Source organism: Vibrio alfacsensis, assembly GCF_019670485.1.
GTDB lineage: Bacteria > Pseudomonadota > Gammaproteobacteria > Enterobacterales > Vibrionaceae > Vibrio > Vibrio alfacsensis.
In genome coordinates, this window is sequence record NZ_AP024166.1 from 1,473,256 (window position 1) to 1,500,141 (window position 26,886).

The window sequence follows — 26,886 nt, forward strand, 5'->3', positions numbered from 1 at the left end:
ACGTTATCGCTGCACCTCACAGCAAGGTGAAATGCCTTTTGATAACATAGCGTTAAAAACAAGTGAGTGAATCGTGAACCTACTTAACATTAACGCTTTACGCCATTTTTTGTCGGTCTTGTTCGCTATCGGTGTGTTTGGGCTTGTTTTGACTCATCACTACGCAACGCAATACCAACAAGATCAATGGCAAGACAAACTCAAAAGCCAAGCCATTCAAACAGGCCAAGAAATTGAGTATGAGCTTGCCAAATTTGAACAAGTACCAAACCTACTGAGTCACGACCCAAGATTGCTTGCAGCCGTCAAAGTAGGCTCCCCTTCTCATTCGCTTAATCTTTTGTTGTCTGATTGGCTTGATCAAAGCCTTGCCGATACCATTTACGTTCATGATAAAAGCGGGGTCGTCATTGCCTCAAGCAACTATCAACAAGACGACAGTTTCATTGGTGCTAACTTTGCTTTTCGCCCCTATTTTCAAAATGCACTCAAAGGACACACAGCACAATACGTCGCACTTGGTGTTCGTTCTAACAAACGTGGCTACTTCTTTTCTTCGCCACTTTGGGTCGATGGTAAAGTGAAAGGTGTGGTTACGGTAAAAGTTAACTTGGAGCAATTAGAACAACGCCTCGCGCAAAACAATGGGGATTTATTAGTAACTGGTGTTCACAATGTGGTTTTCATGAGTAACTTGCCCGATTGGCGTTATCGTGCTTTGTTCCCGCTTTCTAAACAAGCACAGCAAGAGCTTAATCAAACTCAACAATATGGTGAAACACTACCCTTATATTATGGCGAACTCACCAAGCAGAGTGGCGTTAGTCAATTTGAAAACCATCAGCTATTGGTATCGCCCAACTACCTCGCCTACACAACAAATATGTTTGATAAAGGCTTTCGCGTCATTGCATTTATTCATCAACAAGAAGTCTCCACAGCCGTATTGCAAGCCGATATGGTGTATCTGCTGCTGTATGCGTTAGTAAGTTTGATTGCATTGGCGTGGTTTCAAATGCTGGTCAACAAGGCACGTCTTGCAAATGTGAATGCCAACTTAGAAGTAAAGGTACAGGAAAGAACCTTAATTCTCAGCCAAGCCAATGACAAGTTACAACAAACGGTACGCCAATATGAGCAAAGCCAGCAAGAGCTCAAGCAAACACAACAAGAACTCACTCAAGCAGCGAAGCTTGCGCTATTAGGAGAGCTCTCTGCCAGTATCAATCACGAAATAAATCAACCCCTGGCTGCTCTCAAAACCTATACAGAAAATTCACAGCGTTTAATGGCAAAGGAACGCTATCCAATGGTTCAAGACAACCTCAACAAAATGCTTGCTCTCAATGACACGATTGCAGAAGTCATTGCGCGCTTGAAAGTCTTTACCAGAAAGAGCGGACAGCACCAGCACAATGAAGTCTCGCACCTTCACGATGCCGTGCACAATGCCTCCAGCATTCTTAGCAATAAGCTGATCAAGCAAGGTGTGACATTAAAAGTGCCATCGATTGGACGTGACGTCATTCTTGCGATTCACAATGTTGAGCTCGAACAAGTGCTGATCAACCTACTCCATAATGCTGCGCAAGCCATGGAGGGGCATGGTATTGATCCACAGATATCCATCACCGTTCAATATCATGGTTCACAATGCGATATTCTGATTTCAGACAATGGTCCAGGGATGTCACATGACGCCCTTACGAAAGTATTTGACCCATTTTTTACCACTAAACCCGAGGGATTAGGTTTAGGGTTGACCATTTCCAAACGCATCTTAGAAAGTTACCAAGGCACACTGGCGGCTTATCAAAACAAAGAGATAGATAGCATTAGTCAATCAAAGGGCATGACTTTCATTGTGACGGTGCCTTGTGCGATTAACATCAACAAAGAGGAAAACCGACATGCATAGCCCAATTTACTTTGTTGATGATGACCCCCACATCCGTGATGCGGTAAGCCAAGCATTGATCATTGAAGAAATAGATGTCATTTGTTTCCCAAATGCAGTCGAAGCATTACGAATGATTGAACCGGATACCCCCGCAATCATCATCACTGATATCCATATGCCAGTCATGAATGGCTTAGAATTCATGCAAACACTGCTCAATAGCAATCAACACTTTCAATTTATCGTGTTAACGGGACATGGTGATGTGAAGACGGCCGTAGAAGCGATGAAAAGTGGTGCTTACGACTTTCTAGAAAAGCCCTTTTCGACCGAGCGTTTACTAAAGTCTCTCAATAAAGCCAAAGAACGACTTTCCTTACTTCAAGAAAATGTCTGGCTGAAAAAAGAACTCGCCATGCAAACGCATGTTGGCCCCAAGATGATCGGGCATAGCCAAGCCATTGTTAAACTGCGCCGAATGCTGATCAGCACAGCACCCACTCAGCCACTTATTTTTGTTGGTCAGGATGGCACAGGAAGAAGAATCGCCGCGCAATTTGCTCATGATCTTCATGCGGCTCCAGACAGTGAATTACTCGCTGTATCTGGTGAGGATTTATGCCAACTTTCACAAGGCCCTTTAGACACCGCTATTCATCATCTAACCGAGGGGAAAACACAATGCAGCTTATATATTTTCAGCGCTGAAAATCTATCAGAAAAACAGTGGATGCTGCTGTTTTCACACCCCAGATTGCAGCGCGTATTTGGATCGTTAACTCAATCGCCGACAGAGTTTGATCTCAGTGCTAACGTGATTACATTGCCTAACTTAGATCAGCGGAAAGAAGATATTGCGCCACTTTACAAACACTTTGTTCGTCACGCAGCCAGTCGACATCAAATTCAGCCTCCTCATATTACTCAGGATGAGATCCAACATTTAACTCAAATGAGCTGGCCAGAAAACATCAAACAATTGCGCCAATTCGCTGAGTGGCGAGCACTAAAACCAGATGGATTCCATATTCAGGAGTGGGACAGCCAGAAAGGCTTAGAAATACAGAGCATGCAGCAACGCTTAGAATATTTTGAGTATTGTTTATTATTTGATGCACTCCAGCGTCATCAGGGTAGACTAAAAGAGATTCAGCTAGAATTACAAATATCGAGAAAAACTCTTTATGACAAACTAAAAAAGCATCAATTGGATAAGTCACAGTTCAAAATGTTCTGACTCATCATGTTGCGATTGTTTACCTATTTTGTTCAAAAAGCATGCTGACAGACTAAGCTAATAATAATAAAATCAAGAAGATAATTAAAATCAACAAGCAAGGAACGTAATGAGCCGCAACAATTACAACAAGTTAAGTAGTGAGGAGTTGGATTTTGTCGATGATAAAACAGCGGCCTTACTCCTCAATACCCCGACAAATGCCCGTATTATGCTCTGGGTTATGGTTCTGTTCTTTATTGCCGCGATCGGTTGGGCATCGTGGGCACAAATTGACAAAGTCACCGTAGGGCAAGGTAAAGTGATTCCCTCTTCACAAATCCAAGTGGTGCAAAACCTCGAGGGGGGATTGGTGAAAGAAATCTTGGTAAAAGAAGGGCAACAAGTAAAAAAAGATCAACAACTTTTATTGATAGATGACACAAGATTTCGCTCTGATTATCGCGAACGCGAACAGCAAGTCGCCAACTTAACCGCCTCTGTTCTGCAACTTTCAGCTTCGATCAACAGCGTCGAAGTAAATCGAGATTTTGATGACAAAAACTGGGAAAAGAGCGTGGTTCTTGACTATGGGAAACTGACTTTCCCACCAAGCTTAGAAGAAAACCAACCTAGGCTGACACTGCGCCAAAAAGCCGAATACCGCGAAGATCTCGACAATCTAAGAAACCAACTTTCCGTACTGGATCAGCAAGTAAAACAGAAACAACAAGATTTAATCGAAATCCAAGCCCGTGTAAACAACTTGCGTCAAAGCTATCAATTTGCACAAAAAGAGCTCGATATAACAAAACCGTTAGCGGATGAGGGTGTGGTTCCACGAATCGAATTGCTCAAATTACAACGCCAAGTAAACGATACTCGACGAGAACTCACCTCAAGCGAATTGAAAATCCCAATGATTCGCTCGTCTATCCGAGAATCAATGCTTAATCGTATCAATGCCGCATTGAATTTCCGCTCAGAGCAACAAGAAAAGCTTAATAATACCCAAGACCAACTATCTGCTTTAGTTGAATCTGCCGTTGGCTTAGAGGACCGCGTAAACCGCACTGTCGTGGTCTCGCCAGTAACTGGTACAATTAAGACATTGAATGTAAACACCGTTGGCGGCGTAATCCAACCTGGTATGGATATCGTCGAGATTGTCCCAACCGAAGACACGCTGTTAGTGGAAGCGAAAATCGCGCCTCAAGACATCGCGTTTTTACGCCCTCACTTGCATGCCATTGTGAAATTTACCGCTTATGACTTCACCAAATATGGCGGCCTCGAGGGTGAATTAGAGCACATCAGTGCCGACACTACTCAAGATGAAGAGGGTAACAGTTTTTACATTGTACGAGTACGAACCGATAAAACCAATTTCGGTCAAAATGCGGATTTACCCATCATTCCGGGTATGACTGCATCTGTCGATATTATTACCGGTAAACGAACCGTTCTAGAATATCTATTGAAGCCCATTTTGAGTGCAAAAACTAACGCTTTAAAAGAGTAATGAACATTGTCATAAGTTGATTGAGCCAATCATTCAACACACATTTCTCAAGGTGAATTCTTATGGAAGAGAACAGTTGTGATATGAGTCTAATATGCCCTCAGATTTGAAGCGTAAAGTAACGTTAATTGCATGTTTAAGTTGCTTTTCGTTTCAAATTGGTGCGTTAAATAGCGATGAACAGAGATGGGTAGACGCCGTCACATCCGTGTACGGTGAACGAGCCGGCAAGCGAGTCATGACTTGGCGCTCAAACCTTGACACCTATCAATCGTTTGGATCTCAAGAAAAACTGAAAGCCGTCAACGACTTTTTCAATCAGTTGTATTTCGTTGACGACATTAAATTGTGGGGAAAAAAGGACTATTGGGCGACACCATTGGAGTTTTTAGGCAGTAACGGAGGCGACTGCGAAGACTTCACCATTGCCAAGTATTTTTCATTATTAGAGCTTGGCGTGCCTGACTCAAAAATGCGCTTAGTTTACGTTAAAGCCATTGAGCTTAATCAGTTTCACATGGTTTTAGCCTACTACCCAACCCCTAGCTCAGAACCTCTGATCCTCGACAACTTAAATCCGAGGATTGTTTTGGCCTCCAAGCGTAGCGATTTGCTACCGATATACAGTTTTAATGGTTCAAACCTCTGGTTAATGAAATCCGCGGCTAGTAGCGGAGAATTAGCAGGAAAATCATCACGTTTGAGCCTTTGGAATGACTTACGCTCGCGCGAACGTAAGTTGCAGTTAAATAAACCTAAAATTAACTATGACGAGTGAAAAACATGACCCTATATAAAAAGCTTGTAGTGGGAATGGTTACGGTCTTTATACTCTTGATGACATCAGTATTCGTAATCGAATTCAATACTACTCGGAACAGCTTGGAACAACAGCAACGTTCAGAGGTCAACAACACCATTAATACCGTCGGTTTAGCGCTTGCGCCTTACTTGAAAGACAAAGATAAGGTGGCGGTTGAATCAGTGATTAATGCCTTATTTGATGGCAGTACCTACTCTGTCGTTCGATTGACCGCTCTCGATTCTGACTATCAAGTGGTACGCTCTTATCCAGTAAAGCCAAGCGATGTACCACAATGGTTTATTGATCTGAATCTTTTCAAACCTATTCACGATACTCGTATCGTGACCAGTGGTTGGATGCAATTAGCTGAAGTGGAAATCATTAGCCATCCAGGTGCCGCCTATGAGCAACTTTGGAAAGGCTTCATACGCTTACTAACCGCATTTGGGGTCATCTTTATTGCAGGTTTAGTATCGATTTCCTACATTCTTCGTCGTTCGCTCAAGCCATTGGCCGCCATTGTGAAGAAAATGCACGACATTGCGAACAACCAATTTGGTGATCCGCTAACTCGTCCAAAAACCAAAGACCTTATCGCCGTTGTCGATGGCATTAACATGATGTCGGCACAAATTGAGCTCTCTTTTAAAGAACAAGCGAAAGAAGCGCAGCGTCTGCGAGCACAAGCTTACTTAGACCCGATTTCTGGGCTTGGTAACCGCTCTTTCTATATTACTCAAGTCGATCAATGGTTAGCAGAACAAACCCAAGGTGGTATTGCCCTGCTCCATGCAGAATACATTGGTGATATTTACGAAACGAAAGACTACCAACGCGCAGATGCGCATGTAAAAGAGCTTTCTCAGCGCCTTAAAAATACCGTCGATGTTCCAGGAGTGACCATCGCGCGTCTATCTAGTGATGAGTTTGGTCTACTATTCCCGCATATGGATGAAAGCGAATTGCGCATCATTGCCGAAAGTATTGTGAGCTGTGTGAATGGTCTAAATACGGACCCAACAGGGTTGGCAAAACCAAAAGCGGCATTGGGTGTGGCACACAGTAAAGACGTAAAAATGCGATCAGAAGTGCTGTCATTGGTAGACAACGCCCTGTCGAAAGCGAAAGCACAACCAGAAAAATCTTACGGATTTATTGGTAGTGACAGCCCATCGAGCTTAATGGGTAAACAGCAATGGAAAGCGCTCGTTGAAGAAGCCATTCATAGCGGTTGGGTAAAATTCCGTTTTCAGTCTGCGAAGAATACCTGGGGCAAAGTGTTCCACAACGAGGTGTTCTCAAGCATTGAAAAAGATGGTGAGACGTATCGCGCGAACCAATACCTCTTCGCTCTTGAACAGCTTGAAGCGACCAATATTTTCGACCAATTTGTCATTGAGTCGATGATCAAAATGCTAGAAAGTGGTGAGCTCAATGAGCCAGTTGCGATCAATATTGCCCAAAGCAGTTTAGCTCAACCCTCATTCATTCGCTGGACGACACACATGTTGGAAAAACACGTGAAAGTCGCACCAATGCTGCACTTTGAGATCCCAGAAGAGTGCTACATCGAGCACCCACACCATACCGCACTGCTATGTAATGCTCTGCGTCAGTCAGGTGCAGAGTTTGGTGTAGACAACTACGGACGTAACTTCCAATCCCTTGAGTATATTCAGGAATTCCGCCCGAATTACGTCAAACTGGACTACTTATTCACCCACAATTTACACGACGAAAAACAGAAGTTCACCTTAACCTCGATATCTCGTACCGCCCATAACCTTGGTGTTACAACGATTGCATCGCGCGTTGAGACGCAAATTCAGTTGGACTTCCTCACAGAACACTTTGTTGAGGTTTTCCAAGGTTTCATCGTTGACAAGAATTAAAAGGTTTACTACGGATGAAAGACCCTTTACTGAATTCGCTTATTTACGTTAGCCGTTATTTCGGGTTAGCGAACTCACCGGAAGCCCTGATTAACGGGCTTCCTCTCTCGGAGGGCAAGCTTACGCCATTTCTACTACCAAGGGCCGCAGAAAGAGCGGGCTTGGTAGCAAAAGAAAACCGTGCAGATCTGGAGAATATCTCGAGCTTAATTCTGCCGGCAATCTTACTCCTCAAAGGGGGAGATTCTTGTGTTCTCAATAGCATTGATACCGAGAATCAAGAAGCAGAAGTCACCACACTTGAGAGCGGAATGGTGCCAATATCCATTCCTCTTGAAGATCTACTGGAGCAATACACAGGTCGTTACTTTTTAGTCAAAAAGCAATTTCGATATGACGAACGTTCTCCAGAAGTGCTCAAGACGAATGAAGGCCATTGGTTCTGGTCAACCTTGTGGCAGTCGAAACGCATTTATCGTGACGTTCTCATTGCCTCTATCCTAATCAATATCTTTGCCATCGCCGCACCGATGTTCACTCGCTTGGTTTACGACAAGGTCGTACCGAATCTCGCGTTTGAAACCTTGTGGGTACTCGCCAGCGGTATTTTTGTCGTGTTTCTTTTTGATTTTTTATTAAAGTCTCTGCGCAATTACTTTATTGATGTGGCGGGTAAAAAGTCCGATATTTTGATCTCATCGAAGCTCTTCAGTAAGGTGATGGGGATTCGGATGGAGTCTAAACCACCCTCTGTCGGAGCCTTTGCTCGTCACTTGCAAGAATTCGAATCTATACGCGAATTTTTCACCTCCGCAACCGTCAGTGCACTGATCGATTTACCATTCGCTATTTTGTTCTTAATCATCATCTGGCTGATGGCTGGCGATCTTGTTTTCGTTCCAATGGTTGGCGTGCTGATATTAGTGATTCACTCCTATTTGATACAAGGCCCTTTACGTCGATCTATCGAAGAGGGTTCTCGCTTAGCCTCCCAAAAATACGCCAACTTAATCGAAAGCTTGGCTGGGCTTGAAACTGTAAAAATGCTCAGTGCACAAAGCCAATTCCAATACCGTTGGGAAGAGGCGGTGGCGCATATGGCAAACTGGAACATCAAGAGCCGACGCATCACGGACAGCATTCAAAACGCAGCAGGCTTCGTGCAACAAAGTAGCAACGTTGGGATGATCATTCTTGGTGTGTACTTAATTGCCAATGGGGATCTCACCATGGGTGGCTTGATCGCGGCAACCATGTTAAGTGGACGTGCTATCGGGCCATTAGTTCAACTCTCGTTACTCTCAACCCGTTACAACCAAGCGAAATCTTCCATGACCATCATTAACCAAGTGATGGAGATGCCTGATGAACAAGAAGAAGGTAAGCGCTATATCCACCGACCAATCGTCCAAGGCAAAGTAGAAATTGATCGCGTAACGTTCCACTACCCAGACGCACCAGTCGCTTCTATTAGGAATCTAAGTTTAACCATCAACCCTGGTGAAAAAGTGGCGATTATTGGCCGTATTGGTTCGGGTAAAACAACATTAGAACGTCTCATTATGGGTCTATACAAGCCGACAGAGGGGCATGTTCGTGTTGATGATACCGACATAGACCAGCTTCATCATGTCGACGTACGGCGCAATATAGGCTGTGTACCGCAAGATTCCAGCCTATTCTTTGGCTCTATCCGAGACAACATTACCTTAGGTCGTCCTCTGACGGACGATCGAGATGTTATGGATGCGGCAAACCGTGCTGGGGTGACCGCTTTTACACAATCGGATCCCGCAGGCCTAGAACGTCAAGTTGGTGAGGGGGGGTCAATGCTATCTGGCGGTCAACGCCAAGCGGTATCGATTGCGCGAGCGTTTCTAGGTCGTCCACCCGTTCTCCTGATGGATGAGCCAACAAGTGCTATGGACAATCGCTCAGAAATGCAAATCAAGCATCAATTAGCGCAATTAAAACCAAGTGAGACGCTGATACTTATCACGCATAAAACATCCATGCTCGACGTGGTTGATCGTGTGATTGTAATGGAAAAAGGCAGCATCATCGCAGATGGTCCTAAAGTGGAAGTGCTAAAAGACTTGAAGCAAGGGAAAGTGAGAGCGGCAAGCTAAGTTGGTCAAAACCAAGTCTTTCAAAACCAAGTCGACCAAAACTGGCTCCATCTTGTAAAACAAACTAACCAGTTAACACTACAGCAAATAAGCCCCGCTAAACGACCTGTTTACGGGGCTTATTTATTGAGTTCGAGCAATCCCAAATAGCTGAATTCCTCAAGTAATATCCATAACAATACAAAGCCCACGATCGCAACAAGCCCCATAATGGCTCTTTCATCTTCTTCCATCTCTTCCCTCTCATTTGGTTTCCATTCCAATCATAGATTAGCAGGAGAGAGTCACAAGGAGAGCAGACTTCGTCTGGCGCAAGTTCGTAGTTGAGAAGTGAGTCAAAGATCTTATTGCATTATATTCAAAATCCGCTATAAATCGCGCCCTCTTCGTTTTCTTGAGTAGAATACATGAATCACTGGATCCACTTAGATCAAATTAGTCCATATTTCACTGCAGGGTCATTCGGTTACAAGGTGCTGATGGGCATCGTCATTTTTATCGCTTATCGTATGCTGAAGAAGATCGCTGATCGCGCCATTCTCAATTTGGCGGAGTCAAAAGGTGTGAATAAAGCGCGTTTAAGTTTTATTCAACGCTGCTTTAACGTTGCATTTTTATTTTTGTTCATCTCTCTTTTCGCGATTACAACCGGTATTGGCTATGGCGATGTATCACTGTTCTTATCGTCAATCTTTGCCGTATTAGGCGTAGCCTTTATTGCTCAGTGGTCGATTTTAAGCAACATTACCGCCAGCTTCTTAATTTTCTTTGTCTTCCCATATCGTGTTGGTGACCGCATTAAAGTCGTAGATAAAGACGAAGACATCAGTGGTGAAATCCAAGAGATCCGGATGTTCCACGTAATGATCAAACACGACAATGGCAACTTGATCACTTACCCAAACAACTTGATGCTACAAAAAGCGGTGTTAAAACTAGCAGAACAAGAAGCCAAACCTGAACAACCCAAAACGACAGCGCGACTCTATACTCGCAGAAAAAAATAATACTCGCAGAAAAAATAGTCATTACCAAAGCCGATGCTTACCATCGGCTTTTTATTTGCGTGTTTTATTTCTTCATATAAAGATCTTTCGAATAAATTCGACCTTCCACATTATTTTTGGCAAAACCGCCAATATTCGGCCGAACTAAACGTGCTTGCATGAAGTAGTAGATTGGAGCAATGGGCATGTCTACCGCTAACAATTGTTCTGCTTTATTGTACAAACTTTGACGATCTTCTTGGTTTATCGCAGCCAATGCACGATTCATTACGTCATCGTAAGCGTCACTTTGATAACGCGCAAAGTTGCCGGACGATTCTGAACGAAGCAAACTCAAAAACGTTGATGCTTCATTGTAATCACCGCACCAAGATGCGCGCATCACGTCAAAGTCGCCTTGTTTACGTGCGACCAAATACGACTTCCACTCTTGATTTTCAAGCGCCACTTTTGCGCCCAGATTGTTTTTCAACATGGATGCAATCGCAACGGCAATCGATTTGTTTGCTTCACTCGTATTGTAAAGCAAGGTGAAACTCAACGGATTACTCTGATCGTAACCTGCTTGCTGTAAAAGCTGACGGGCTTTTTCATCACGGTGTTTCTGCGTCCATTCGCTATACTCTGGGCGCTCTGCATCAAATCCTGCGGTATATTGATGTGCAAACGTATAGGCAGGTATGTGTCCAACGTTTGTAACCCCATTAGTAATCACATCACGCATCATTGAATACGACACCGCTTGACGAACTCTTACATCATTAAATGGCGCACGGGTCGTGTTAAAAGCATAGTAGTACGTACATAGTAAAGGCACCGATGTATAAGCCTGTGGATGGGCTGTCTTAAGTTTTTTCGCCTGGTGAGAGGGAACATCGGAGGTCATGTCCACTTCGCCCGATTCATAGCGATGAATGGCCGCATTTTGATTTTCAAACGGTATGTAGGTCACGTGATTAAGGTAGGTGTTAGTGTTATTCCAATAGTTCGGGTTTTTCACCAGTTCAATACGCTCGTTGACCACCCATCGTTCAAGTACAAAGGCACCTTTACCGACAAATTGTTTGGGATCACTCCACGGTTTAACTTGATTATCTAGCGTTGCTTTGTGAACGGGCATCATCGACGTATGTCCCGTCATTGCAACAAAGTAAGGTACTTTACTATCAAGCTCAAAACGAAGAGTATGCGCATCTATTGCCGTTACACCTAATTCTTCAACCGGCAACTTCCCTTTAGCAACGTCAGATAAGTTTTTAATCTTTGTCAGTTTTAAATACCAAACATTGGGCGATCCCAGTTTAGGATCAATGGCTCTGCGGAGCGAGTAAACAAAATCATCAGCAGTAACGGCATCGCCATTTGACCATTTGGCATCTTTACGTAGATGAAAAATAAACGTTTGGTTGTCTTTTGTTTCCCACGAGTGAGCAACACCCGGTACGATATTGCCCTCTCGGTCTTGAATCACTAGCCCCTCATAAAGATCGCGGATCACATGCATTTCAGGAAGCCCTTCCGCTTTTGCTGGGTCGAGCGTTGCGGCCTCAGCATCATTAGCTCTAACTAAATGCTGCTCTTTTGCGAGCTCAACACCAACAGGTAAAGTATCTGCGTTCACTATTGGAGAGAATAAAGAGGGTGTAATGGATGATGCCAAGACTATCACTGAGTATGTTTTCAAATTCATTGTACGTTTCGATCTCCTTCATGAACAAAGGCATCAATGCCAAGTAATCTTATCTGCAAATCTTTTTTAATCAGACGATTATAGCAGTTGGTTTTCATAATGAATGACGCCCACGTCTGCTTATCATCGGTTTACACTGTAAATAGCTCACCAAAATGCATGAAGTTAAGCTGTATTTGACAAAAGCTAAGCGCTCCATTCCAAACTCACCAACACAAAACATAGAAACAAGTTACAATTGCAAAAACAGTAAATGTAAGGCAAATACCAATGAATCCTTTTCATACTTGGCTTGAAGGGCAAACTATTAAGGACAACGTGACTAACCCAAATATTGTAGTGGGTGAATACAGCTATTATTCCGGCTTTTACCACGGTAAGTCCTTTGAAGATCAAGCCGTTCGTTACTTACTCGGTGATAACGTGACGCAAGATGCTTGGCAAAGTGGCGTATTCGGCGAAGTCGATAAACTTATCATAGGAAAATTTTGTTCTATCGCATCTGGTGCCACTTTTATGATGGCAGGCAATCAGGGCCATCGGGTCGATTGGATCTCGACGTTTCCTTTCTCTCCAGAACAGTTTGGTGAGGGCGTAAAAAGCGGTTTTGAGCGCTCAGGTGATACCGTCATTGGTAATGATGTTTGGATTGGTACAGAAGCAATGATTATGCCAGGCGTGAACATCGCTGATGGGGCGGTAATTGGCGCACGAGCGGTTATAACCAAAGATGTCCCTGCGTACTGTATCGTTGTTGGACATAACCATATCGTCCGTCGCCGGTTTGATGAAGAGTCTATCGACGTGCTATTAAGAATAAAATGGTGGGATTGGCCACTTGAAGACATAAAACAAGCGGTTTCCATCATGTGCAGTGGTGATATTGCTTCACTTGGCAATTACTACCAGAACCACATTTTAAAAAACTAAGGCCGCCAAACACTCCGACCTCCAGCAACCTCGTGTGTACTGGTGGTCAATCTGTCACATGCCCATGCTTTAATTTCTGGATTCTTCTAAACAGCAATGTCTTTCTCTTCAAGTCCAGCAGAAAACTTAATCTCATACTGATTAAAGCGAAATGTGCAGTTACCATGAGAGCGTTTTGTCGTAATACAATCGTCAGCAAATTGGACGGTAACACGAGAATAGATACGCTCTTTCACTTCAACGATGTTTTCCTCTAGCGCTACCTGAAACTCATTCTCAATGAGTTCGAGCTTGTGCTTACCATCTTCTAGCTGCTTGTTATTTTGAAGCTTGAGCGAATCAATTTGGGCTTGTTCTTCATTCGTTCGCTCTTCTTTTGGTCGCTTTTTAAATTCTAGCTCTTTACGGATGACACTCATCGTCTCTTCTTGCGCTAATTTGTACGCATTTTTTAGCTCTGCAATGCGATGTCGGTAGGCAGCATAGCGACTAAACGCTTCAATTTTTGTCGCCGTGTCGCCCTCCACGCCAAGTTGCGAACAAATCACTTTCCCACCAACCTTTGCCTCACCACCACTGAGTGTCCCATTTCTTCCGCTGGCATCAAGTACCATTAAGTTTCGACCACATTTAATATCGTTGTTCATGCTATGCACCGACAGCAAAATGTCTTGGCAAGATACCAACTCACTGTATTGAGCGTAGCTCGCGTGAATAACTCCTTTAGTGCGAACATGGCAACTCTTTGGTTGACCATCACTCACAGTATGGCCGATGATGCCTTTGCCGACCTGAATATCTCCCTCCGCCTGTACATCGGCTGATTCAATGAAACCGCCAACTGTAATTGAACCCGTAGCCTTAACAACCATACCCGACTCAATGTTCCCACCAATAATCACATTACCTTTAAATTTGATATGGCCGGTATTTACGCCTACGTTATTCAGACACAGCGCATTGTCTACTTCAATTGTTTTATCTTTAATGAGCGGCGTGCCTGATTGCGCTGCAACAAGCAGGTTTGGATCTGATGTACTAATTTGCGTCCCTTTCCCAACCTTGAGCGCACTATCTTTACCTGCCTGAGGAGGGATAACTCGTCCCTGGACGGTATAACCTGAAATTCCTTTTGTAGCAGGAGTGCGACGCATGAGTTCGTCCCCAACATTGACCGCAATAGTTTCGCCTAAATTACGGAGATCAATTTTGTCGCTTGGTGACTGCCCACCTTGGGGCCTTAAGATACGTTTAGTGATGTCTTTAACTAAAGGCGTGAATATCGCATCACAACCTTTAATAGGCGCCTTGCCAATTGCAACGGGTTGAGAAAAAACTTCACCAGGTTTGAGTTGACAACTCACAACGAGCACTTTTTTTAACGCCAACTTATTGATGCCTTTCGACACTCGGGCTTGTGTAAGAGCTTGAATAATTTCCGGGCCACGAACGCCTCTTCCGCCATAGGCTCCCGTTACGTGCATGGTGGCGAGCATATCATTGTCTGAGAGCTCAACGTCAACGCACGCATTTTTTATCCGCGCTATCGCTATCCCCTCGTATGCTTCAGCTTTTCGGTCTCGAGCACAATTGATGAATCTTAGGACTTCGCTTTGTTCAACAAATGCGTCCTCGGCATTCATTTCCGTCAGTTGCTCAGAGAGCTCTTTTGCCTCAAGCTCAACACCCAGCTCAATATCTCCTGGAATTCGAGCATAGACCATTTTTTTGTCTTCGGACCACTCAAGACACAACTTCCACATATATAGACCATCTCAATAATCGCCATTTGACTCAGTCTATATAAAGATGTCGATTGAACAAACCTGACCAATCTAAGAATCCGCTACTCATCACTAAACAACGCTTCACAACCGGACACATCTCACTCTTCACTTGCGTTCTCGATTATCCTTATCGTGGCGTGCCCTATTGTCTCGTGCTACAACCGTCGTGCACCGTCAGTGCCCCATTCTAACCAGATGCGTTCACCTTTTATCATTTAGTCATTATTTGCCTTTACAGTGTAAATTGCGTCATCAAAAGCTTGTCTGGTTGGGGTAAATCATTTCAACACGCTTGATAAACGTTGAACCAAAAAAAAAGGGAGAATTTACAGTGTAAACTATCCCTTTCTAATACTGTCACTTTACAGTGTAAATCGTGTCTAGATTCTTTCTTTACACTGTAAATTGGCCGACTAACATTTGAAGTTCTTTTCTAAGTTGAGCTTCGATTTGTTTGCGGCCAGTGAAACCATATTGCATAGCGCATTCATTCCAACTCAAATTAAGGAACACTTTACTCACCACGAAGTCGGATACACCAATCATACCAATGTTTAGTAACCATTGTTGAATCCACAGACTCACGGACTCGTAACTAGAGCCGCCTTGCGAATAACACTTTATTAATTCGAGCTTCGCTAGATTGAACGTTCGCGTAACACTGACTTGCTGTAACAATGTGCGTAAGAGTGATGGTTCAAGTTTAGGATAAACGTGACTGACGCTAAGGGAGAGCATCTCTTCAAATAAAGATTGCAGCTCACCTATCCATGGTTGGGCGTTTATCCCACACGGCCGAACCATCAACAAGGAATAACTCCCACTTGCCGCATCACGCATGGTGCCTAAACGAATAGATTGGAACCCTGAATACCCCCAAAATTGAACCAGCTCATTTGTCGCACCAAAGCTTGTAGACAAATAAGAAATTTGTGGAGCAACAGACTGATGAAGTTGCTCCAACATTTTCTGGCCAATCCCCTGCCCCTGCACTGATGGGTGAACCGCAATTCGCATAATTCGTAGCGATGACAATTTAGCGATGTTTGGAAAGCCAAGCTGACTAACGATCGTAACTGGGGTCAGATGTCCCCGAGGACGACGCTTGCCAAGTTGCACATCCTTGATCAATCCATCGTCTAACGCCCCCTCTTCGACTGTCAGAAGGACGCCGACAATGTCATTGTTATGTTGTGCAATATAAACGTCACTACTCGTGTCCTGAAGAAGATGTAATAAATCGTTAGGCGAAGTTTGATAATGTGCATTGACCAGCAACGAGAAACACGATTTCAAAACAGACGGCTGAGAAATGAGTTCTAACTTATCAAGTTTAACCAAGGTAACATTACCGAGTTCGATAGAGTCAATGTCCACAAGGTCTGTGTTTAATACAAATGCGTCATACAGCCACGTTTCCAAGTTATCCTGATTTCCCCAGCGGATTGGTTGTTTCAGATGACATGTTTTCATCCCTGGCCTTTGCTTGTTCAGCCATTCAACAAACTTCAGCGTAAAGCCCCGGCCACAGCCCTCATAACCGTGAACTGTGCTAGCAAATACCAAACGGTGATAGTGCTCAGTGATCTGCTTGAGCATAGGAACCGGTATTGCCGCCGCTTCATCAACCAACAGCAAATCGCAGGTTGGCAGAGAAGAAAGCAATTCGTCGGGCGCAATAAATTGAATATAACCGTCCCCTAAATCTAACCTATCTTTTCTGACACGCTGTGCGTCACTCAACAAACGTAATGCGTGTTGGAAAACAGGCTCTACTGCATTTATAGATGGTGCAGTTAACAAAATACGCAACGGTCTATCTAACATCAACTGTGCACTCCCAATGCCCAAAGCGCTGCTCTTTCCCCGACCACGATCTGCGGTGAGTACAAGTGGGCGCTTGCGATGACCAGTTACGACTTTTTCAATGAGTTCAATCGCATCACTTTGCTCAGAAAATCGTGCGTTTTTATCGGCAATTGATAATTCGGGAAGTTCAGGCAAAGCTTTATTATGTTCAACAACGACCAATTTTTGCCACTGGGTCTGCATCCATTGTTCTGCTGCGTTATTGCGTTTGGTTTTGTCAGCCACTACGATAAGGATCCCGCCGCCAACTAATGCCCCAAGTGCGGCGGTGAAGCTATTGGCATCGAAGTCTTTCCTAGCATCAAACAGCAACACATCACACTCACGACCTAACAAACGATGTCCTTGTTTGGCCAACACACAATGCGCATTATCTAGTGACCATTCGCCAACACAAAACCAAGTTTGTTTCGTTTGACTATGATAAAAGTCAGAAATCAATGTGTCTTGCCAAGACGTATCTCCGTACACAACGACCCCTGTACGTTGAAACGTTAGTTGAGATTGAGTTTGGATTTGAGAAAGAAACTGAGAATGTATGTGCATTGTGTCTATCCAATGTTGAACTAACACTATATTACCATATCTCTAAAGTAGGTTATCTGAAGCGGTTAATGATCGTTGAATAAGGCAAGCGCTCAATAGCCTGCTATCACAAATAAAAAAACCGCCCGGAGGCGGTTTATAGAAAATGCGATAATTAGTGCATTTTACTTTCAACAAAAGCGAGGATTTCTTCCATCAATGCATCGTCGACTTTCTTAAGGTTCAACGCTAGATTGCTCCCTTTACGGCTGTAACTTGCTCGACCTTTTACCAAATCCACTTTTTCTACTTTATTCGCGGGTTTTGCCGGTGCCAGTTCTTCAATCCAACTTTCAAGGCTTTCCGTTACTTCTTTTGTTAAACGAGCTACCCCTTGCGCGTTACTGCGTTGCCACAAATAGCCCTCAGAAGTACGGCATTTATCCAGTAGATTTTGTTTGTGATCTGCGCTCAAAGATGAAAATTGTTTGTGCAGTTTTACGATGGTTGGACGTCCTAGATCGCCAACATTCGGGTATGCTTGTAACAATTCAAGAGGCAAAGCCGCCGCTTTTAGTGCGCCACTGACTAGCGCCTCACTGCACTGAAACATTTTTGCTAGTGCTTTTTGATCTTCCGCTTCACCACTTTCCAGCTTTGCTTGCATCTCTTTACCTTTCTCATAAAGAGATAAAGGTTTATGCGCATTTGCTACGTCAGACAAGAACTTTGCATGGTTCGTGTTGATGCCATCACCAACATAAACCAAGAAATCCTGTCCGGCTAAGATACAAGACATGCGACGGCGACTGCCATCTAACACTTCAATCTTGCCATCTTCAGTGCGGCGACCCACTGCTGGATATTGCTGACCACGTTCTTTCAACGTCACCAACACATCCGATAAGGCGTGCTCATTTAGGAAAGACTGTTCGCGAGCATTTTCTGCAAAGACCGTGGTGTCCGTTACAACTTTAGCCGCTGGGATACGAACCAATTCAAATTGCACCGTGTTCTCGCCCGCGACGGCAAGTTCGATGGTTTGTGCTTTATCTTTTACTGCCGTTTGCGCTTCTTGAGGTGTCGCAACACGACGCTTATTAGTTTTACCAAATAATTTCGCGTTTAATTCAGACGTTTTCAATGCCATTTATTCATTACCCCTGATTCAATGACGGCCAGTTTGAGTGCAATACGCGCTCTAATTCTAGTGCGCTCTTGTGTACCGCATCTTGTGCAGTTGCGAGCGTTTTCTTACCACCTTCAAAGTCGCCAACTGTCAAGTCAAACACCGTGCTGTAGGTGTCAGCACAGGTTTCGAATGCGCGACTACGAGGAATGGTCGCCATCATAACTTGGTCACCTAGAAGATAGTTCATTTCAGTCAGAACAGAAACTTGCTTCTTGTTATCGTCTTCAAACATGGTTGGCATCAGACGAACAAATTCAAGACCATTCCAATCTTCAGGGAACATCTCGTAAACCGTTGGCAGATGCTGGAAGAAGTTGACTGTTGACGCCCAGTCTAGACGCTTCGCAGCACAAGGAATAAGTAACGCATTAGATGCATACATGGCATTCCATACTAGCGGGTCTACGTGTGGACCGGTATCTATCATAATAACGTCGAAGTCATTCGCAATCTTGTCAATCAACTGCTCTTTAAGCAGACGAACGATGTCAAGCGATGGGTCTTCAGACAATGTTTGCCACGCTTCTGCATTGAACATTGCGTCTTCTGGGAATGCAGAAATCGACTTCAAGTTCGGATATTGTGTTGGAAGCAATACATTTTTATGTAGGAATTCGCGATCGATCTCTACACCATCAGGTACGTTGCCCAACATGATATCAACCGCTGAATAGATGTTGTCATGTTCTGCTACACTGATTTGTGGGTTTAGGAATAAACGTAAAGAACCTTGAGGGTCAAGGTCAATCAAACAAATGCGGTAACGTTTATCCAAATTTAGCGCCAAGCAAGCAGCCAAATGTACTGCAGTCATCGATTTTCCCGTACCGCCTTTTTGGTTTTGTACGTTGATGATCCACGGTTTGTTTTCAGAGTTTTTCTTACGTTCATGGAACTTAGGCACTTCTGCCGCATCCATTAGCATGTGTGCTTCTTCAAGCGTAATCGAATAATGGTTGGCGTTATTCTTTGTAAATTGATGGCCTTGCGCTTCCATCTTGCCAATCGCATCGTCGAGTTTACGACGCGTTAATCCAGAGCGGGTTTCCATCATTGCTTTAGACATTGGTGGGAAGTAGTTATCACTGCGCTCTTCCAAAACAATCTCGATACGGTCAGCTTGAACCTGCTGTGTCAGTTCTGCTAACTCTTGGAGATTTTCAATCGTTTTTTCTCTTTTCATGCCACATTCCGTTGGAAGGATATCTACTTTCAATTGTACAGCACTGCAATTCTAAAACAACAAAAAGGTGAACATACATTTTGAATAGCCATCACATAAAAAACAGCGACAAACTCCAGTTTTATGAATAATTGGTCAAAACATATCAAAATCAGTTCATTTTTCTTTGAACAACACTCCAAAAACTTAAACACATTTTAAGAGTTACAGCGTCACGCATTTACAATGTAAATTAGCAATATTTGCGGAACGATTATAAAACATCACTAAATTACGGAAAGTGTGAGTTCAATCTAGAATAAATTTCTTGCGTAAATGACAAGAGGATATAAGTTGCGAATCAGTAACCATGATCATGCATCCGGTAAGATATTCTCAAAAAAGGCATAATACTCTCGGAAGAATGATCAAGAGCGTTCCCTGATCATTCTTCCGCTTAAAACTAAAATAGGAAAGCATGATCAAGGGAGAACAATGAAAAAGCACTCTCCAAAACGTTGATTGCCACTCGATCCATTTCACGGAAAAATGATCAAGTGATAATATCTCTCGGAAGCATGCTTTTTGATGAGTAACTTACGGGAGAATGCAGATAGACTGGGGCATTGAGGGAAGAAAACAGCGCATGCCATCGGAACGATGAAACCATCAAAAATTAAAATGACATCTGTCGATTGATGATCATGCTTCCGCCACTTTACAAATCATCGCGTGACGTGAGTGAAAACAACCTATTATGGATAAACTTTCACCACCCGATGAATTTCCGAACAGATTTCATGAATATAAACCAAAATTCTTCTCACTTGATCATCGATCCGGGTGTAAAATAATAGGCTGTCACGATCATGACGAAACGTTTTATCACTTCACTCATCCATATCTGTGGATAAGTTGTATAAACATGATGATCATCGTTTCAACGCTGTTTTGATCATCTTTTCATGAACTTAATGATCATGCTTACGGCGTTTTATGATCATGCTTTCTCGAATCATTTGATCATCGTTTCAGTATTTACATGATCATGGTTCCGAGAGGCGCTCACAAAATGCACCATAAAAACAACAACTTACGCCGACAAAATCAACCAGATCATTAGATCATATAATCAATTAAGATCAGTTTAATCAAAAAGATCAGTTATTTAAAAAACAAAGATTTTTTCTTTATTTATGATCTGTTTTTCTTTATTCTTCGGAACTATAGCAAAACTACGGTTAGTGTGATCTGGATCTAAAATGACAGGCAATGAAAAAATTCTGATTAAAGCGCCAAGAAGCCATAAGGATGGCCACCTTTTTGAGGTAAGTGAATCTTCTGCCGATTGGGTAGAACAATATCAGCACTTCAAAGGGGTCACTAAAAGCATTTTGGAATTGCTGAATTTAATTTCACTCCGCGGATTCAGTAGCAAAGATGGTCTCGTTTCAACCACTGAAATTGTGGGAGCGACAGATGGTCAATTAACTCGAGCAGCATTGCAACAACGGCTACGAGCAGCGGTTAATATCGGGTTATTTACGCAAACGCCTGTTCGCTTCGAAGAGGGCTTGGCGGGAAAAACCATGCTACACAAGTTTGTCAATCCAAACCAACTCATCTCCGTTCTTGGTGCTACGAGTCTCGTCACCGAAAAAGTACGTCAAAGCGAAAAACAAAAACGCTCTAAAGCACTCGCTCAAACGCAAGTGAATAAACGCTTGCTCAATGAGCACGGCCTTAATACGCCGCCAATGATGAAAGATGAAGCGGATCAATTTATTGTCTCACCAACCAATTGGGCCGGGATCATTGATCAAGCACTTGCGCCACCACGAACGCGTAAAAGTTATCAAAAATCCATGGTCTCGATCTCTGGCACCAAAGCGGTGATAGAAACACGATCGTCAAAAAACATCATGACGGTTGATGATCTCATGACGTTGTTTGCCTTGTTTACATTGACGGTTCAATATCACGATCATCACAAAGATCAATATCAAATGGATTCTGTTCATGTACCAAATAAAACGCCACTGTACATCACGGATATTTTGTCATTACGTGGCAAGAAAGACAGTGGCCCGGCACGTGACTCCATTCGAGACAGCATTGATCGTATCGAATTTACGGATTTTCAATTGCACGAGCTGACAGGTCGTTGGTTAAGTGAAAATATGCCTGAGGGATTTAAGAGTGATCGGTTCCGATTTATTGCGCGCACCATTACTGCTTCAGAAGAAGCCCCAGTAGAGGGGGCGGATGGTGAAATTCGTATTAAGCCAAATCTGTATATTTTGGTTTGGGAGCCATCATTCTACGAAGAGCTGCTTACTCGTGATTATTTCTTCTTGTTTCCTCCAGAAATCTTGAAACAACACACGCTTGTCTTCCAGCTGTATTCGTATTTCCGAAGTCGGATGGTTCGTAGACATACAGATTGCATGTTATTAAGTGAGTTGAACCAAAAATTAGCCCGAAACATTGAATGGCGACGTTTTTCTATGGATTTGATCCGTGAACTCAAACGGTTATCGGATGGTAAAGGGACAGAGGATCTTTTCGTCGTCAATTTGTGGGGTTATCACCTGACGATCGAAACAATAATCGAAAATGGCAAAGTGATGGATTACCAAGTGGATATCAAATGTGATGTTGAAGAGGTTCTTCGTTATTCACGCGCGCGTACAACCAATGCGGGTAAGCGCAATATGGCGCCTACGTTGCCAAACCCTCTGCGTAATGAGTTGGTCACCAGACAACAGTTAGACGAGCTGTCAGGCATCATAGACGGCGAATTTGAGCCTATTCAACGCAAAGCACCGTCTCCGCGTGGCAATTTGGGTCGTAGGGTTAAACAGAAAAAACACCTGGTTGAGATCAACGCAGACGAGATAACCATAACCTTGTCTAAATATACCTCTCCAGAGGCTCTAGAACGCAGTATAACGGCTTTATCAGCGATGACAGGGCATTCCTATGCCTCAATCAAAGAGGAGTGTTCTGAGTTCATTGATAAGCTTGATTGGTTAAGAGTTGAAGATGATCCTATCCCGTACGAAACCCTAAGTAAGACAGTCGAGTTGTTTAATGGTCAAAATAATGTGAAACATTTGACAATCGAACGATTGATCGCGGGTTTGGCGGTTCGCCGAAAAGTGTGTCGACAAATCTTTGAAGGGCATATGGATGAAATGGTATTTCGTGCACTTGATGAAATGGCAATTTAATATTTATTGTTTCAATGGTTTTTGAAAGAAAAGTGTGGCGAATTAATTCAGGATGTAACAAGGGTTTGCACTGATGGAAATCAGACTTAACTCTTACAAATCACTGACATTTAACAGGTAGGGGCTCGGTAGTATTTATCTCGAATAGACAACCTTTTTGTCCTTTCTGATGACTAAATAGATTGGCTCATATTGTTACATTCATTCTGAATAGATTTTGCGAGTTTCTCCTTAAGGAACTCGCTTTTTTTTGTCTAAAATTCCAGTCATTTGAATTAGTCTGCTCAGGATGATGGCACCTTACCTTGATCATTCTTTCGGACTAATGGCATAAACCATGATCATGCTTCCCAGATTCATTCCAGTTTAACGATCGCATGAGCGCGATATGGGATTGGATCACCTTTGTTGCCTGTTGCTTCCAAACGGTTTTATCATCTTGTTGACTGCAAAACTCTAAGGCTAAAACCGTTAAGTGTTGTAAACGCCTTAAACACCAATCTCGAATATGCAAATTGTTCGTCGGCCGAATGGCGGCTTGTTCGAGTTTGGCGCAGGTGTATTGCAGAGTTTGAAATGCCTTGTGATGGTGTTGGTACCTTGTTTGTTGAAAGAGGCGCAGACAACCATCAAGCCAACACGCTAGGGCTTTACTTTGTGCATCAGTAAGATCCGGACCAAAAACCGATGATGGAACCTGATATAAGATCATTTCTAACTCTTCTACTTGATCATGCTTCCGCTTGCTATGCCAACCAGAAAGACGATCTTGCCATGTTATCAAATCCATGAGGTAGCCTTATTCCGTTGTTATGACGTTATTTAAATAGTCTGGATCACTTTTTATTAAGTTTCCAAATCACAGGTTGTTATTATCTAAACGTAATTAAGGTTGAGCTTTATCTTCAACTGTGGATTGGCTTCGCGAGTGGATGAATCATGGTGAAAGTGATGGGGACATCAGTCGCTGTAAAAGAACGGATTGCAAAATAATAGGTTGAGACGAGTAAGTTTTCGTTCGAGAAAAGTAAATTGTGAATGGAAAAATGAGAGCTGGATCAGCTCACTTTTTTTAGGGGGAATCTCTCAAATTTAATCGCTCATCACGGGGTTTGCAAAACTTAAATGATGAATCTATTAACGAGTTGATGAAAGGTCGGGAGTGGTCACATTTCGCTACAGTTTTGCTTACTTCCGCAATTAGGGTTTGCTATAGATTACTCATCGAAAACATGGTGTGTTCGGAGGAAATATGTCCATTAATTCTATCAACCATGAAGAGATGACTAACATTGCTCACAAGTGGGAACTTCCTGAAGAAGAAATCGTTGTGAAGCCTGAAAAGACAGTGAAATCAGCAGAAGCAAGAAGACGCATAGAAGCGCTACGCGAGATCCGTGAAAGCGGTTTGAGTATGGAAGAAGCAAGGGAGCTTGGCTTGATTCACTAATTTCACTAGAGAGAAAAACATTGGGTAGTCTGTTGGCTACCCTTTTTATTTTTTAGTTGGTTGTCATCACTATTTTTGAGATACCGTTCACTTCCAAAGGAGGAAATTGCAGCTTGCTCGCTTGAAACGGCTCGATTTTGATCAAGATCAGTGCGTTTCACTTCTGTTAACTCGACTCCATGTGTTATAGTGCGCGGCTAGTAATTTTAGGTACCTTGAGGCTGTGAATGTCGTTTAATCTTTCCCTGTTACCGCCTAACGAGAAAAACAAGATCGAGCTTGATAAACAAGCGTCGTTTTTGGTTTGGAAACTCAAAGAGGCTAAATGTGGCCCTGAGGCGATCCAAGAACAGTTGTCTATGATTAACGATGCTGATGAAAAAGTTGTTTTTCAACAGTCAGTCGAAAAGTACAAACGAGTAATGGGTGTCGCGTAAAGCGAACCATCGCAATAGCGAACACTATTGCGATGATTGAGGTTTCCTCCTCATTCCTTTGCGGAAGTGAAAATTGAAAAGGTTTCGCTTTTTGCTAAAATCCTTCGCATTAAAATTAAATTTAGAGAGACATCCCGATGGGAAGAAGTTTTGAAGTGCGCAAAGCCTCTATGGCGAAAACAGCAGGCGCGAAAATTAAAGTTTATTCCAAATACGGTAAAGAAATTTACGTGTGTGCGAAAAACGGTGGCGGCGATCCAGACATGAACTTGTCTCTAAAGCACCTGATCGCAAAAGCGAAAAAAGACCAAGTACCAGCACACGTTATCGAAAAAGCGATCGACAAAGCGAACGGCGGCGGTGGTGAAGACTACACTCCAGCACGTTACGAAGGCTTTGGCCCTGGCGGCACAAGCGTGATCGTAGACTGTCTAACAGACAACGGTAACCGCACATTCCAAGACGTTCGCCAATGCTTTGTTAAAGTGGGTGCGAAAATTGGTGTTGAAGGTTCTGTTTCTCACATGTTCGATCACCAAGCGGTATTCCAGTTCAAAGGCGAAGATGATGAAATCATCCTAGAAACGCTAATGATGGAAGACGTGGACGTTACTGACGTTGAGCTAGAAGACGGTGTTATCACTGTATTCGCACCTCACACTGAGTTCTTCAAAACAAAAACGGCGCTTAACGCTGCATTCCCAGATCTAACGATCGACGTTGAAGAAATCACATTCGTACCGCAAACGAACACGCCAGTAACAGGCGAAGACGCAGAAAAATTCCAGAAGTTCCTTGACCTTCTAGATGACTGTGACGACGTTCAACAGGTATACCACAACGGCGAACTATAATTCGGTTCTCCAGTTGTAAAAAAGGCTTCCCGAGGGAAGCCTTTTTTGATCGTGTTGTTTGTCTTTTTTATGTGACTAGCGTTTAGGTGTTTCGGTACTTGGAATAACATAGCGACATGATCACACCAAAACAAATGCCTTGAGTCAGCATCGCCGTACCACCGTAGCTAAAGAACGGTAGTGGACTGCCCATTACTGGCAACAAACCGCTGACCATGCCTGTATTGATAAAGGCATACAAAAAGAAGCTCATTGCGAGTGCGCCGCTAACTAGACGGCCAAAGAAGTGCTCAGATTGGCATGCTAACAGCATCACACGCGCTGTAATGAACAAATACAGGGCCAATAGCACTACACAACCAATAAAGCCCCATTCTTCCGCATACGTCGAAAAAATGAAGTCAGTATGACTTTCTGGAATAAAGCCTAATGTGCCTTGGGTGGCATTCATCCAGCCTTTGCCCTTCATACCACCGGAACCAATTGCAATCAGTGATTGAATGATCTGGTAACCTGAACCTAGTGGATCTGATTCTGGATTTAAGAATTGGGTGACACGACTCTTCTGATAAGACTCCATCACAAAAAACCATAAAATCGGTACAAGTGTCAAAATACTCACCAGAAATCCACCGATGATTTTCCAGCTCATTCCGGCAAAGAACAACACAAATAAAGCATAAATAACGGTAAATATCGCGCCATCCAAATCGGGTTGCAGAGCGATTAAGCCTGCAGGAATACAGGTGATCGCTAAACACAATGCAATTTTTCGAATGTCAGGTCTGCCGCCTTCGATGTGCAGTATCCAAGCAATCATTATTGGAATCGATAGCTTAATCAGCTCCGATGGCTGAAAGCGGAAAAAACCGATATCTAACCAGCGTTGAGAACCATTGGTGCTGTCTCCAAATAATGCGACGGCAGCCAACAAAGCCACGGCAACGAAATAAAGATACGGGGCTGAGCGCTGGTAACTACTTGCCGGTATTGAGGACATGACCAAAATACACACCAGAGTTAACGCACAACGCGCCAAATGTTTAAACAGCATAGCTTCACTAAATCCGCTGGCACTCCAAAGAGTCAGTGAACTGAGAAGCATGATTGGAATGATCGCCATAAGTAGTGGAAAATCAACCCTAGGATAGAAACGCTTATTCATCTTCTACAACCTAATAACGCCCTGATATTAGGGCGAAAAAAACCAGAACTTGATAAGTTCAATCTATTCCAATGCTAAGGATCCAATTGGGAAATAACAGACGCGACGCAAAGGTGGGGTA

Annotated in this window: 19 protein-coding genes; 12 read left to right on the top strand and 7 right to left on the bottom strand. The window is 43.3% G+C overall.

Translation table 11 applies throughout. The features are described 5' to 3' along the window. The first annotated feature begins 70 nt into the window (after positions 1–70). The 7 genes from VA249_RS21125 (at position 71) to VA249_RS21155 (ending at position 10,471) form a co-directional block, all read left to right on the top strand. Entirely contained in the window at positions 71–1,918 is a 1,848-nt protein-coding gene (locus tag VA249_RS21125) for an ATP-binding protein (protein WP_225927159.1), read from the top strand. Further along, positions 1,911–3,137: a sigma-54-dependent transcriptional regulator gene (locus tag VA249_RS21130; RefSeq protein ID WP_221071016.1), complete on the top strand. Its 1,227-nt coding sequence runs from the start codon at positions 1,911–1,913 to the stop codon at positions 3,135–3,137. The genes VA249_RS21125 and VA249_RS21130 overlap by 8 nt, the downstream gene beginning before the upstream one ends. 109 nt (positions 3,138–3,246) lie before the next feature. Continuing rightward, a complete protein-coding gene (locus tag VA249_RS21135) occupies positions 3,247–4,638 on the top strand; it encodes an HlyD family type I secretion periplasmic adaptor subunit (protein WP_128813475.1) in 1,392 nt (463 codons plus the stop codon). A 94-nt stretch (positions 4,639–4,732) separates the two neighbouring features. Continuing rightward, on the top strand, positions 4,733–5,416 hold the full coding sequence (locus VA249_RS21140; protein WP_221071019.1) for a transglutaminase-like cysteine peptidase: 684 nt from the start codon (positions 4,733–4,735) through the stop codon (positions 5,414–5,416). A 5-nt stretch (positions 5,417–5,421) separates the two neighbouring features. After that, the gene (locus VA249_RS21145) at positions 5,422–7,335 is read left to right on the top strand and encodes a bifunctional diguanylate cyclase/phosphodiesterase (RefSeq protein ID WP_221071021.1); all 1,914 of its coding nucleotides are present in this window, start codon (positions 5,422–5,424) and stop codon (positions 7,333–7,335) included. 14 nt (positions 7,336–7,349) lie between these two features. After that, the gene (locus tag VA249_RS21150; protein WP_221071023.1) at positions 7,350–9,464 is read left to right on the top strand and encodes a type I secretion system permease/ATPase; all 2,115 of its coding nucleotides are present in this window, start codon (positions 7,350–7,352) and stop codon (positions 9,462–9,464) included. Positions 9,465–9,871: 407 nt separating this feature from the next. Beyond that, positions 9,872–10,471, top strand: coding sequence for a mechanosensitive ion channel family protein (locus tag VA249_RS21155; RefSeq protein ID WP_128813478.1), 600 nt, complete (start codon positions 9,872–9,874; stop codon positions 10,469–10,471). Between the two features lie 64 nt (positions 10,472–10,535). Here the strand turns inward: VA249_RS21155 and VA249_RS21160 are convergent, their stop codons facing one another. Next, the gene (locus VA249_RS21160) at positions 10,536–12,161 is read right to left on the bottom strand and encodes a peptide ABC transporter substrate-binding protein (protein ID WP_221071025.1); all 1,626 of its coding nucleotides are present in this window, start codon (positions 12,159–12,161) and stop codon (positions 10,536–10,538) included. Between the two features lie 270 nt (positions 12,162–12,431). Between VA249_RS21160 and VA249_RS21165 the strand changes: the two genes are divergently transcribed. Next, positions 12,432–13,091 carry a CatB-related O-acetyltransferase gene (locus tag VA249_RS21165; protein WP_221071027.1) on the top strand — a complete coding sequence of 220 codons (660 nt, stop codon included), beginning with the start codon at positions 12,432–12,434 and terminating at the stop codon, positions 13,089–13,091. Positions 13,092–13,177: 86 nt separating this feature from the next. Here the strand turns inward: VA249_RS21165 and VA249_RS21170 are convergent, their stop codons facing one another. The 4 genes from VA249_RS21170 to VA249_RS21185 all read right to left on the bottom strand — a co-directional run bounded on the left by VA249_RS21170 (position 13,178) and on the right by VA249_RS21185 (position 19,647). Continuing rightward, positions 13,178–14,854, bottom strand: a complete 1,677-nt coding sequence (locus VA249_RS21170; protein WP_221071029.1) for a FapA family protein — start codon at positions 14,852–14,854, stop codon at positions 13,178–13,180. Positions 14,855–15,271: 417 nt separating this feature from the next. Further along, on the bottom strand, positions 15,272–17,293 hold the full coding sequence (locus tag VA249_RS21175) for a tRNA(Met) cytidine acetyltransferase TmcA (protein WP_221071031.1): 2,022 nt from the start codon (positions 17,291–17,293) through the stop codon (positions 15,272–15,274). 154 nt (positions 17,294–17,447) lie between these two features. After that, entirely contained in the window at positions 17,448–18,422 is a 975-nt protein-coding gene (locus tag VA249_RS21180) for a ParB/RepB/Spo0J family partition protein (protein WP_128813481.1), read from the bottom strand. 7 nt (positions 18,423–18,429) lie between these two features. After that, positions 18,430–19,647, bottom strand: a complete 1,218-nt coding sequence (locus VA249_RS21185) for an AAA family ATPase (protein WP_128813482.1) — start codon at positions 19,645–19,647, stop codon at positions 18,430–18,432. A gap of 1,241 nt (positions 19,648–20,888) precedes the next feature. Here VA249_RS21185 and VA249_RS21190 point away from each other — a divergent pair. Beyond that, positions 20,889–22,859 carry a replication initiator protein RctB domain-containing protein gene (locus VA249_RS21190; protein WP_221071033.1) on the top strand — a complete coding sequence of 657 codons (1,971 nt, stop codon included), beginning with the start codon at positions 20,889–20,891 and terminating at the stop codon, positions 22,857–22,859. 322 nt (positions 22,860–23,181) lie between these two features. Here the strand turns inward: VA249_RS21190 and VA249_RS21195 are convergent, their stop codons facing one another. After that, positions 23,182–23,649: a transcriptional regulator gene (locus VA249_RS21195; protein ID WP_221071035.1), complete on the bottom strand. Its 468-nt coding sequence runs from the start codon at positions 23,647–23,649 to the stop codon at positions 23,182–23,184. Positions 23,650–24,111: 462 nt separating this feature from the next. Here VA249_RS21195 and VA249_RS21200 point away from each other — a divergent pair, with 462 nt between their 5' ends. The 3 genes from VA249_RS21200 to VA249_RS21210 all read left to right on the top strand — a co-directional run bounded on the left by VA249_RS21200 (position 24,112) and on the right by VA249_RS21210 (position 25,600). Further along, positions 24,112–24,309, top strand: a complete 198-nt coding sequence (locus VA249_RS21200) for a PA3496 family putative envelope integrity protein (RefSeq protein ID WP_128812352.1) — start codon at positions 24,112–24,114, stop codon at positions 24,307–24,309. A gap of 227 nt (positions 24,310–24,536) precedes the next feature. Then, positions 24,537–24,746, top strand: a complete 210-nt coding sequence (locus VA249_RS21205) for a DUF3283 family protein (protein WP_128812353.1) — start codon at positions 24,537–24,539, stop codon at positions 24,744–24,746. 137 nt (positions 24,747–24,883) lie between these two features. Further along, positions 24,884–25,600, top strand: coding sequence for a YebC/PmpR family DNA-binding transcriptional regulator (locus VA249_RS21210; protein ID WP_211918280.1), 717 nt, complete (start codon positions 24,884–24,886; stop codon positions 25,598–25,600). 82 nt (positions 25,601–25,682) lie between these two features. Here the strand turns inward: VA249_RS21210 and rodA are convergent, their stop codons facing one another. After that, entirely contained in the window at positions 25,683–26,765 is a 1,083-nt protein-coding gene (gene rodA / locus VA249_RS21215) for a rod shape-determining protein RodA (protein ID WP_221071036.1), read from the bottom strand. Positions 26,766–26,886: the final 121 nt, after the last annotated feature.